This window comes from bacterium (genome assembly GCA_021372535.1).
Classification (GTDB): domain Bacteria; phylum Latescibacterota; class Latescibacteria; order Latescibacterales; family Latescibacteraceae; genus JAFGMP01.
The window spans coordinates 1-10,536 of sequence record JAJFUH010000056.1 but is presented as its reverse complement, the minus strand read 5'-3'; the positions used below and the strand labels follow the sequence as shown (position 1 = coordinate 10,536).

General features: G+C 52.2%; 9 protein-coding genes. All 9 read left to right on the top strand.

All coding sequences use genetic code 11. From position 1 onward, the window contains the following. The first annotated feature begins 495 nt into the window (after window positions 1–495). Window positions 496–1,329 (top strand): tRNA 2-thiocytidine biosynthesis TtcA family protein, encoded by an 834-nt coding sequence (locus LLG96_06075; GenBank protein ID MCE5249771.1) that lies wholly within the window; start codon window positions 496–498, stop codon window positions 1,327–1,329. A gap of 150 nt (window positions 1,330–1,479) precedes the next feature. Further along, window positions 1,480–2,319: a hypothetical protein gene (locus LLG96_06070; protein ID MCE5249770.1), complete on the top strand. Its 840-nt coding sequence runs from the start codon at window positions 1,480–1,482 to the stop codon at window positions 2,317–2,319. A gap of 284 nt (window positions 2,320–2,603) precedes the next feature. Continuing rightward, on the top strand, window positions 2,604–2,834 hold the full coding sequence (locus LLG96_06065) for a hypothetical protein (GenBank protein MCE5249769.1): 231 nt from the start codon (window positions 2,604–2,606) through the stop codon (window positions 2,832–2,834). A gap of 12 nt (window positions 2,835–2,846) precedes the next feature. Beyond that, window positions 2,847–4,475: a restriction endonuclease gene (locus LLG96_06060; GenBank protein MCE5249768.1), complete on the top strand. Its 1,629-nt coding sequence runs from the start codon at window positions 2,847–2,849 to the stop codon at window positions 4,473–4,475. Between the two features lie 48 nt (window positions 4,476–4,523). Further along, complete coding sequence (locus LLG96_06055; GenBank protein MCE5249767.1) at window positions 4,524–4,730, top strand: type II toxin-antitoxin system HicB family antitoxin; 207 nt, start codon at window positions 4,524–4,526, stop codon at window positions 4,728–4,730. Between the two features lie 30 nt (window positions 4,731–4,760). Next, window positions 4,761–5,111 (top strand): hypothetical protein, encoded by a 351-nt coding sequence (locus tag LLG96_06050; GenBank protein ID MCE5249766.1) that lies wholly within the window; start codon window positions 4,761–4,763, stop codon window positions 5,109–5,111. Window positions 5,112–5,295: 184 nt separating this feature from the next. Then, a complete protein-coding gene (locus LLG96_06045) occupies window positions 5,296–7,650 on the top strand; it encodes a vitamin B12-dependent ribonucleotide reductase (GenBank protein MCE5249765.1) in 2,355 nt (784 codons plus the stop codon). 121 nt (window positions 7,651–7,771) lie between these two features. Continuing rightward, a complete protein-coding gene (locus LLG96_06040; protein MCE5249764.1) occupies window positions 7,772–9,184 on the top strand; it encodes a neutral/alkaline non-lysosomal ceramidase N-terminal domain-containing protein in 1,413 nt (470 codons plus the stop codon). A 46-nt stretch (window positions 9,185–9,230) separates the two neighbouring features. Beyond that, window positions 9,231–10,536 (top strand): neutral/alkaline non-lysosomal ceramidase N-terminal domain-containing protein (locus LLG96_06035; protein ID MCE5249763.1); only part of this gene is annotated, 1,306 nt, incomplete at its 3' end.

Below are 10,536 nucleotides of genomic sequence, written 5' to 3'. Positions count from 1 at the left end.
CCGCAAGCGAACCGAGAGCCGCTCCGGTGGTGTGAAACGCAGCCATGAGGACATCCGAGATAACCGCCGGTGACATCCGGTGAAAGTACACGAGGATATAGCTGACCATGATCAGGGCGAACAGTGACCACCGGACGAATTCGAATCGTATACGGTTGAATGATGCCATGGGTATTGAAAAACTCCCTTTCATTATGAAGGCTGATAAAATAGGGTAAAAACCTGAGTACCGCAACAGTTTCATTAAAAGCTGGCAGAAGGATAAAGACAGGCATAAGGCATAAGGCACAAGTGATGAAAAGAGAAAAAGACACAAGAATACAGAAAGACCGTCCGGTTCCCCTCTCTGAAGGTTAGAGAGGGGGCACAGAGGTGAGTTATGGGTGGTGCTGTGCGGGTCTTTTCACTTGTACCTTGTGCCTTATGTCTTATGCCTGTCTTTCAAACCATAATTCATTTGCCCTGTTTCAATAAAATTTCCATATTGTTACCATTATGGAACCCGAAATAAAATCTCCCCGCGAATACCGTCACAGTCCCCTGACCCGGTATACCCGCAATCTCCTGAAAAAAGTGAACCGCGGGATAGACGAGTTCAAGCTCATTTCCGGAGGCGACCGTGTGTGCGTCGCGGTATCGGGCGGCAAGGACAGCCTGTCGCTCCTTCATCTCCTTCTCGAACACATCAGGTTCTATCCGGCGAAGTATACGGTCGGGGCGGTGCATGTGATGTCGGATATCTCGGATCATGCGCACGAGACACGGGCATACCTCGAGAGTGTGTTTACATCCCTCGGGATACCGTACGACTTCATTGAGGTCACGGTGACTGTCGGCGAGGACGGCATGTACAAGGAGCCGAGCTGCTTCTGGTGCGCATGGCGGCGGAGAATAGCCCTCTTCAAATACTGCGCCGAGCACGGCTACAACAAGCTCGCGTTCGGTCATCACGCCGATGATGTCGCCGAGACGACCCTGCTGAACCTTTTATACCACGGCAACCTTCAGACCATGCTGCCGAAGAGGGCATTCTTCGACGGGGCATTCGATCTCATCAGGCCGCTGTTTTATGTACGCGAGCGCGATCTCGTCCGGTTTGCCGGGCTTGCGGGTTTCAGCGCCTCGACATGCACCTGCTCCCATGCTGATGACGGCAAGCGTAAGGCGATGAAAAAACTCGTGCGCGATCTCGCCAAGGAATCGCATAATCTCCATGCGAACCTCTGGAGCACGGCCAGGATATGGTGGGAAACATTCGGGGATCATCCGCTCCACCCGAACGAACGGAAGGACAGTGTGGCAGAAACGGAAATAATTCCCGGAGACTGAGATAGCCCTCCGGCGGGTAAATTGCGGAATCGTAAAGCGTCATGCCGAACTCGTTTCGGCATCTGTTTTCACAACGGATTCATACGGTGCATCACCGGAGCACTGCCATACATATACTATTTCTTATCGACACAATAAGGATAACATGATATGACAACCGCCGATTCATCGCACCATGAGCCCGGAAACCGGCAAAAAGAGCAGGGAACCGGAAGCGGCGCCCCTGACTCCCGTTTATCCGAAGCCTCGTGGACGGGAACATACCCCGTACGAACCTATGAAATCGATGCCGCGGGAAGGCTCTCGGTCGTGTCGCTCTGCAACTATCTGCAGGATGCGGCCGGGAATCATGCCCATGAGCTCGGTCTGTCGATCCACGATCTCAATACCCGCAATTATACCTGGGTGCTGTCACGGCTGGTGGTGAACATGAAGCAGTATCCCGTATGGAAAGACCGTCTCACTGTCAGAACATGGCCCTCAGGTATACACCGTCTGTTCGCCCTCCGCGATTTCAGCATCACGGACAGCGGCGGCAGCGTCATCGGTGTTGCTTCGTCCGGCTGGCTTGTCATCGACACCTTGACACGCCGTCCGGTGCGGATCGAGCCGTTCATCGAGAACCTGATTGTCATACCCGACCGTGCGGTGGTTCATTCGTTCGAAAAACTCCCGCAGCCGGCGCGGATTGATAACGAGCGTCAATTCAACGTCCGGTACGGCGATCTCGACATCAACGGTCATGTCAACAATGTGAGCTATATCGGGTGGACGATCGAGAGCGTCCCCCGCACCGTACTGGAGTCATCGGTTCTCTCGGAGCTGGAAATCGATTACCTTGCGGAAACTTACCTCGGCGACCGCGTTATTGCCCGGAGCGGCAGTCAGGATGGGGACAGAGTCTCATTCCTCCACTCGCTGTTCCGCGAGGGGGACGGTCAGGAGATCGTGCGGGCGCGGACGGTCTGGATGCCGTCGAAAAAACCTTAGAACGCGGTTGTGCGCGGATCGGACGGATTTTATTTTTATTTATATATTTTCAGGTGTTAATGTTTATTAATTGTTAATAATAGTATAAATAATATGTTATATAAATTTGTGTCTTTGTGTCTTTGTGGTTAAATATATTCATGAATATATCGGGTTAAAAAGTGTTCTTAAAAATGAAGGGTTAACGGGATTACTTTTTAATTGACAAAAAAGCGAGCAGGTATTATAATAATTTACACTATTAGATTTACAAAAAAATCAATACTAAAAACAGATTTGTGCGAATGAACGAGATTCAGAACAGCATGAACCCGGCGTATCTTTTTTCGGCGATTGTCTGGGGAGCGGTCGGCCTCGGATTTTTCATCTACGGCAAAAAGCAGAAATCGGCAATTCCCCTCATCGGCGGTATTGTGCTCATGGGAATCACCTACCTTGTGAAAGATTCGCTCAACATGGCGCTTGTCAGCCTGGCGATTATAGCGGGGATGTACGGCCTGAAGAAGATAATGTAAAGGGAGAACGGGATGACCGATTCATGGAAAAACAGGCTCTATTTCGGAGACAACCTTGAAATCATGAGGGAACATATCTCCGATGAAAGTGTCGATCTCATCTATCTCGATCCGCCATTCAACTCAAAAGCGACGTATAATATACTCTTCAAGGAGAAAAACGGCACCGATTCCTCTGCCCAGATAACCGCCTTTGATGATACCTGGCACTGGGACATCCATTCGGAAGCCGTTTACGAGGAACTGGTCACCGGCGGCCCGAAAAAACTCGCCGATCTCATTCAGGCGTTCCGTCTCTTTCTGGGCCGTAACGATATGATGGCATACCTTACCATGATGGCGATACGGCTTGTGGAAATGCATCGGGTATTGAAAGAATCGGGAAGCATTTATCTCCATTGCGACCCGACTGCAAGTCATTATCTGAAATTATTGATGGATGCAATTTTCAGAGTAGAAAATTTTAGAAATGAAATTATTTGGAAAAGAACTACAGCGCACAATGATCCAAAAAGGTTTGGAAAAGTTCACGACGTATTATTGTTTTATACAAAATCCAATAACTACGAATGGAATGAACAATATTGTGAGTATAACAAAAAGTATTTATCACGTTTTAGAAATGTTGATTCCGATGGCCGTTTATGGGCAGATGATAATCTTACTGCAAAAGGACTTACGGGAGGTGGATATACTTACGAATATAAGGGTTTTACGTCTTTATGGCGAGTCCCCCTGGATACTATGAAATCTCTTGATAATGAAGGACGGTTGCATTTTACCAAAAAAGGTGGTATTCGTTTAAAACGTTACCTGGATGAAATGCTTGGTGTTTTAATGCAGGATGTTATTACAGATATTTCTGTAATTAATTCTCAAGCAAAAGAACGACTCGGTTACCCTACACAAAAACCGGAATCTCTTTTAGAGCGCATCATCAAGGCGAGCAGCAATGAAGGCGACCTTGTTCTCGATCCGTTCTGCGGCTGCGGAACGACCATAGCGGTGGCGGAACGGTTACACCGGCGATGGATCGGCATCGACATCACCCACCTTGCAATAGCGCTTATGAAACACCGTCTCGAGGATACCTTTTCACATGAGCTGTCGCCCTATGAAATCATCGGCGACCCGAAAGACCTTGAAAGCGCGCGAACGCTCGCCATACAGAACCGTCACCAGTTCGAATGGTGGGCGCTCAGCCTTGTGGGAGCGAGACCTGCCCAGGACAAGCGCAAAGGCGCGGACAAGGGAGTTGACGGGTATAATTATTTCTTCGACGATGAAAGCAGGCAGGCGAAAAAAATTGTCGTTCAGGTAAAGAGCGGCCATGTAACCGTATCGCAGGTCAGGGACCTGATCGGTGTGGTCGAACATGAAAAAGCGGCTATCGGGGCATTCATCACCCTGCAGGAGCCGACCGCTCCCATAGAAACCGAGGCTGCCTCGGCGGGTTTTTACGAGACTGAAATCAAGGTGAGCGCCCGTATCATGAGGTATCCGCGCATCCAGATACTGACCATCGAAGAGCTGCTTGGCGGCAAGGAGCTGAGTTTCCCCGAATGGTCGGCGGATGCTACACACAAGAAAGCCGCCCGTCAGAAAAAGAAACAGGATGATGAACAGACTTCCCTGCTATAATTCGGGTGTTTATAGTATCCCCGCACTGAAACAGGCAGGTTTAAAACCATGAAATACATTATCATCGTTGAAAAGACAAAAACCGGTTATTCGGCGTATTCGCCTGACCTTGAGGGCTGTATTGCAACAGGTTCGACACAGTCCGAAGTTGAACTGCTTATGAAGGAAGCAATTGAATTTCACCTTCAGGGACTGCGTGAAGAGGGATACACAATTCCTGTCCCTCATAGCTATTCACAGTATCTGGAAATTTAAGAGCGAAATGTTAAGGAATACAAAAAAACGATGACGACGGATATACAATTAAAAATAGATGAAGATATTATTGATTCGGGTATGATATCACTCGAAACAGATGATTACAAAAACGCTGATAAAGATGATTTAGAACTTTATAAGCCAACGGCAGATGATCCGGAACTTATAATCAGTGTGCATCGTAATACTGGCAAAATTCTTTATATAGAACTCGATTGTTTCACCACAAAAATGAAAGATGTAATTATACGGCTTCGAGACTATCCCCTGCCCTGGACGTTTTCGCTGCACTCGCTGGGGATTGTGGAGAAACCGTTGGATGAGGTGCTCCTTGCAGTCTGTGAGAAGTACAAAGATGTAAAAATGGAATGGGAATGATGGTAGAATTTATGCACTATAAAAGCTTTGTGAAAAACACCCCATGTCAGGATCAAGGCTGTCAAGGGTCGGCACGAAGTGCCGATTTACATGCCCTTGACAGCATACAAACAATAAATTTCGTAACCGGGCGAGTGAAAAATATACTTTTTCACCGCCCTCTTAACACACCACGGAGTATTCCATGTCGCCATCGATAGACGGAAAAATCAGGATTCTCTCCTCGACGGAGATTATTGAAAAGACACCCGGGGATACCGGGGAACAGCCGATCGTGCTCTCCGAAAACGCGCTCACCGTGCTCCAGGCCCGCTACCTGAAAAAAAACGAGACCGGAGCGGTTGTCGAGGAACCTCACGAGATGTTCCGGAGGGTCGCAAAGGTCATAGCCGGCGCCGAGGATTTGTACGATGCCAGCTCGGTAACCGGCCGTCTCGAAACGCTCTTCTACAACATGATGGCGGCGGGTGAATTTCTCCCGAATTCCCCAACCCTCATGAACGCAGGCCGTGAGCTCGGACAGCTTTCCGCCTGTTTCGTCCTGCCCATCGAGGATTCCATGGAATCCATATTCCAGTCGGTGAAGGATGCGGCGCTCATCCACAAGAGCGGCGGCGGTACGGGATTCTCGTTCTCACGGCTCCGTCCGAAAAACGATGTCGTCCAGTCGACACGTGGTATATCGAGCGGCCCCGTCTCGTTCATGGAAGTGTTCGATGCGGCGACGGAGACCATCAAGCAGGGCGGAACACGGCGCGGCGCGAACATGGGTATACTCCGTGTCGATCACCCCGATATCCGCGAATTCGTCACCTGTAAAAGGGATCACAACCGCTTCAACAACTTCAATATCTCAGTCGCGGTGACCGATGTCTTCATGGAAGCGGTCAAAGCGGATGGAACCTACGAGCTCCTCAACCCACGCACCGGCGCTGTTGCCGGGACGGAAAAAGCGGCCGAGATATTCAGCCTCATCGTGGAAAACGCCCATGACAGCGGCGACCCGGGAATTATCTTCATCGACCGTATCAACGAGAAGAACACGCTACCACACCTCGGCCGGATCGAATCGACCAATCCCTGCGGCGAACAGCCCCTCCTTCCGTACGAATCATGCAACCTTGGGTCGGTCAATCTCTCGCTCATGGTCACCGAACATGAGGGACAGCCGGTCATCGACTGGGAACATCTCGGCAGGATTGCCCATCTCGCCGTGCGTTTCCTCGACAATGTCATCGATGTCAACAGGTACCCTATCGAGAAAATAGCCGAGGAAACCCGCCGTAACAGAAAAATCGGCCTCGGTGTCATGGGATATGCCGACATGCTCATCCGTCTCGGCATCCCGTACGATTCAAAGGAAGCGGAACGGACTGCCGAGCAGGTCATGGAATTCATCGACCGTGAATCGAAAGCCGAATCCCGTCACCTCGCGGAGATACGCGGCGCTTTCCCCTCGTTCGAGGGCAGCAGCTTCCATCGCGCCGGATTGCCCGCCCTCAGGAACGCCACGACAACCACTATTGCCCCCACGGGAACCATCAGCATTATCGCCTCGTGTTCGAGCGGCATCGAGCCATTGTTCGCGCTGGCATACAAACGGAATGTGCTCAACGGCAGGGAACTGGTCGAATTTCACCCACTTTTCCGTGACATGGCGGAAAAGGCCGGCATCATCGATGAAAAATTCATGAGCACGGTTACCGAGACGCCCTCTGTGGATGACCTTGAGGATGTTCCGCCGAAAATCAGCCGTATTTTCCGCACGGCAAACGATATCCCGGTGGACTGGCACATCCGCATTCAGGCCGCATTCCAGCGTCACACTGACAATGCAGTGTCGAAAACCATAAATTTCCCGCAGTCCGCGACAATTGAGGATGTGGCGCAGGCATACATCAAGGCGTACGATGCCGGGCTTAAAGGGATCACCATCTATCGCGACGGTTCCCGTGAGCACCAGGTTCTGACCACTGTAAAAACCACGGAAACAGAAGAAGCGCCCCCTGTAAGAAAACCCATAGCTCCCCGCCCCCGCCCCTCCCTGACGACCGGAACAACCGAGAAACTCCAGACCGGCTGCGGCAAGCTCTATGTCACCGTGAACCGTGACGAGGACGGTCTCTGCGAAGTGTTCTGCCAGATGGGACGGTCCGGCGGATGCACCGCGAGCCAGTCCGAAGCCATCAGCCGTCTTATATCGCTTGCGCTCCGGAGCGGGGTCAACCTCGACGAAATCGTATCACAGCTCAAGGGCATACGGTGCCCGTCGCCGATATGGCACAACGGCAAGCTCATCCTGTCATGCTCGGATGCCATAGCAACTGCGCTCTCACGGTATCTCGGAGGGGAGATAAACACCGATTCCATCCCTGTTTTCACCCAGGACGCGGACTATGAAAAACTGACCAATTCGATCACCTCGAAAAAGCGCACACGGGGTGAAATGGTCGGTGTCTGCCCCGACTGCGGCGGAATGCTCGAACACTCGGAAGGATGCCTGGTCTGCAGGCTGTGCGGATTCTCAAAGTGCGGATAACCGGCGAATTCTTTGGCATCGAGAATGGTGAGAATGAACCTTGCTTCTGCTTACCGTATTTTATACAGGCATGGCATTTTTCCCGTTCGAATATACCTCTTTATAACGAAAGGCCGTTCCAATGAAGAAAACCTTGTTATCTCCCGTAAGGGCTATACTGGCTGTTTCGGTCTTTGTCATGGTCTGCGCCGTTTTTATCTCCTGCGCGAAGGAACAGCCATCCATCAAAGTCGGTCTCGGCGAGACGGTCATCACACCCCGTGAAAACACACAGATGGCCGGTTTTGCCCGCAGCCAGGTCTCCACGGGGACTCATGACGATCTCCATGCCCGGAGCCTCGTCATCGAGGGAACGGACGGAACGACCGTGGTGCTCATGAGCGTCTCCCTCGTGGGACTGAACGAGGATTTCGGCAACCGGATCCGTTCCGCCATTAAGGACAGCACCGGCATTCCTGAAAGCAATATCATCATATCCTGCACCCATACACACGCAGGCCCTAATGTGGGCGGCGCAAGCGATGCCTACCGGAGCATGCTGCTCGAACAGACGGTGGCGAGCGCCGTTACTGCATGGAAGAAACGAGCCCCGGGCAGAATCGGCATCGGCTCGACCGTGGTTCAGGAGCTTGGCAGGAACCGTCGCTGGCTCCTGTACGGAGGGCTTCATCCCGATCCGGAAGTCGCGGTCATGAAGATCGAGGATACGAAGGGAAAACTGCTCGGCGTGGCGTTCAATTACGGCTGCCATCCGTCCGCGCTCGACTGGCAGAATACGCTCTTTTCAGAGGATTGGCCTTATTACGCGATCGAGGGCATCAAGAAGACAGTCGGTAAGGATGTCTGGGTCGCCTACTATCAGTCAGCAGAGGGAAACATCAATGTGGGGTATTCCTCCGAGCTGTCCGCTGTCGGAGCGGATATGCCCATCAGGAATTATGGTTACATCGAGATCAAGGGGAACCAGATGACGGACGCGGTGATAAAAGCCCTGCCTGACGTTCAGACAACGGGCAACCCGGCAATCGCGGCGGCGAGGGACTTTTTCGAATACCCGCTCCGCGAATCGTACCCGGTAACACTCGAACAGGCTGAAAAAGACGCCAAAAAAGCCATCGAGGAGCTTGCCGTAATGGAAAAAATCCCCGAGCTCCAGGGAACCCGGAAACTCGATACCTGCCGCAGGGCAGTCTTCCAGACCGGCCAGCGTCTCGGTGCCGCCCGGCGGTTCTATGGAAATCAGGACCGCCCGAAAACCCGCCGTCTCGAACAGCAGGCAGTCCGTATCGGGAACACCGTATTCGTCACCTTCCCCGGCGAGCTCTTTTCGGATATCGGTCTCGCCATTAAAAAGCAGTCTCCGCTCGACAAGACCTTCGTTATCGGCGTTACCCCCGGGCCGGGCGGCTATCTGCCGACTGCAAAAGAGTTTATCGAGGGCGACTACGAGGTGGATGGCAGCAGTTACAGCCCGAAAACCGAGCAGTTCTGCATCGATTCGTCGCTTTCGCTCATAAAAAAGATCGCCGATTGATGTTTCTCCGGTTTGCATAAAAAAATAGCTTTCGAGGAATCGTATCATGAAAAAGAATTATCGCCATAAAGAGAAATCGATATCAGCGCCCACATCGATATTGTATGGGGCTGCATTCCTGGCCGGTTTACTGCTATGTGCCGGATTTTTAGGGTGTTCGCAGCGTGCCGTCACACACGCAGGACTTAAAGTCGGTTTCGGTGAAACGGTCATCACACCCCGTGAAAACACGCTCATGTACGGTTTTGCACGGAGCCAGCGTTCCACGGGAATCCATGATGATCTTCATGCACGGTGCCTCGCCATCGAGAGTGCGGACGGTGTCCCGGTCCTGCTCATGACGCTGTCCCTCTGCGAGCTGAGCGAACAGTTCGGCAACCGGGTACGGACCGCTGTCAAAGACAGCACCGGGATACCCGAAACCAATATTGTCATATCCTGTACGCACACACATGCCGGTCCCGATGTTGAAAGCGCCGCCGAAAGCTACCGTGATCTGATAGTGGAGCGCTCATCCTCCTGTGCCGCTCAGGCCTGGAAGAAACGCGTCCCCGGAAAAATCGGAGTCGGTTCGACCGTGGTTCAGGAGCTCGGCAGAAACCGCCGCTGGCTTCTGTATGGCGGGCTTCATCCCGACCCCAGGGTCGCGGTCATTAAAATCGAGGATGCGAAGGGTAAACTGCTCGGCGTGGCGTTCAATTACGGCTGCCATCCGTCCGCCCTCGACTGGCAGAATACGCTCTTTTCCGAGGACTGGCCATACTACGCGATAGAGGGCATCAAAAAGACGGTCGGTCAGGATGTCTGGGTCGCCTACTTTCAGGGTGCCGAAGGAAACATCAACGTAGGGTATTCATCCGAGCTGTCCGCGGTCGGCGCGAATATGCCCATCCGTAACTACGGGTACATCGAGATCAAGGGAAACCAGATGACGGACGCGGTTATCAAAGCCCTCCCCGCAGTTCAGACATCGGGTAATCCGGTTATCGCAGCGGCGCGGGACTGGTTCGAGTATCCGCTCCGCGAGTCCTACCCGGTAACCCTCGAACAGGCGGAAAAAGACGCCAAAAAAGCCATCGAAGAACTTGCCGTAATGGAAAAAATCCCCGAACTTCAGGGAACCCGCAAGCTCGACACCTGCCGCAGAGCGGTATTCCAGACCGGACAGCGCCTCGATTCGGCAAGGCAGTTCTACTCATCCGGAGAGCATCCGAAAACCATACGTCTGGAACAGCAGGCGGTCCGTATCGGTGATGCGGTATTTATCACGTTTCCGGGAGAGCTTTTTTCGGACATCGGTCTCGCCGTCAAGAAACAGTCCCCGCTCGACAAGACCTTCATCATCGGCCTGA

Excerpts from the sequence above, each read along its gene's own strand:
- LLG96_06075 (MCE5249771.1), top strand. The coding sequence starts at position 496 with ATGGAACCCGAAATAAAATCTCCCCGCGAATACCGTCACAGTCCCCTG.
- LLG96_06070 (MCE5249770.1), top strand. The coding sequence starts at position 1,480 with ATGACAACCGCCGATTCATCGCACCATGAGCCCGGAAACCGGCAAAAA.
- LLG96_06065 (MCE5249769.1), top strand. The coding sequence starts at position 2,604 with ATGAACGAGATTCAGAACAGCATGAACCCGGCGTATCTTTTTTCGGCG.
- LLG96_06060 (MCE5249768.1), top strand. The coding sequence starts at position 2,847 with ATGACCGATTCATGGAAAAACAGGCTCTATTTCGGAGACAACCTTGAA.
- LLG96_06055 (MCE5249767.1), top strand. The coding sequence starts at position 4,524 with ATGAAATACATTATCATCGTTGAAAAGACAAAAACCGGTTATTCGGCG.
- LLG96_06050 (MCE5249766.1), top strand. The coding sequence starts at position 4,761 with ATGACGACGGATATACAATTAAAAATAGATGAAGATATTATTGATTCG.
- LLG96_06045 (MCE5249765.1), top strand. The coding sequence starts at position 5,296 with ATGTCGCCATCGATAGACGGAAAAATCAGGATTCTCTCCTCGACGGAG.
- LLG96_06040 (MCE5249764.1), top strand. The coding sequence starts at position 7,772 with ATGAAGAAAACCTTGTTATCTCCCGTAAGGGCTATACTGGCTGTTTCG.